1 pseudogene is annotated in these 673 nt (G+C 59.6%); it reads right to left on the minus strand.

Annotated elements, in window-relative coordinates:
- Window positions 1-563: pseudogene (locus tag B5F19_RS16890) on the minus strand (site-specific integrase); the annotation flags it as partial.
- Window positions 564-673: the final 110 nt, after the last annotated feature.

Raw genomic sequence — 673 nt, forward strand, 5'->3', positions numbered from 1 at the left:
TCTCTGTGCTCCACTTTGGGCAGGGCGCAGCCGTCTGTGGGGTCTGTGGCGATGAGCTTCTGCTCCTTGGCCAGCTTCATGGCCGAGGCAATGATCTGGTGCAGGTTCCTCACCGTCTTGGGGCTCAGGCCCTTGCTCTGTTTCTTGCTCTCGATCCGCTCCACTCGACCGCTGCTGAGTAGCTTTTTGTAGAGCTTCTGTAGATCCAGAGAGGATAGCTTTCCAAGGGGAATCTCCCCGATGTTGGGCTTGATGTGGTTGTCGATGTACCCACGGTAGGTCTGGTGGGAGGAGGGCCGAACCTTTACCTTGGCGTAGTTCTCGAACCAGATGTCCATCCACTCCCCCACGGTGTATTTCTTGGCTTTTGTCTGATCTACGATCTTTGCTTCCTCAATAGCCTGCTTCAGTTTGGCTCTGGCCTCCGTCTGGGTCCGTCCCAGGACGTTCCGGTAGATGGCCTTCCCCGTCTCCGGGTCGTGGCCGGCGGTGTACCGGCCCTCCCAGCGGCCGTCCTTCCGTTTTCGGAGGTTCCCCTCCCCGTTGGCTCTGCGTTTTGCCATCTCTGTCACCGCCCTTCTGGGAGGGCGGACAGACTGCCGTCGTCCTCGTCCAGGGATTCAATGGCCAGGCGCATCCCCAACCGGAACCCCAGGATGAAGTTCTCCAGGGC

This window comes from Pseudoflavonifractor sp. An184, assembly GCF_002160305.1.
GTDB lineage: Bacteria > Bacillota > Clostridia > Oscillospirales > Oscillospiraceae > Lawsonibacter > Lawsonibacter pullicola.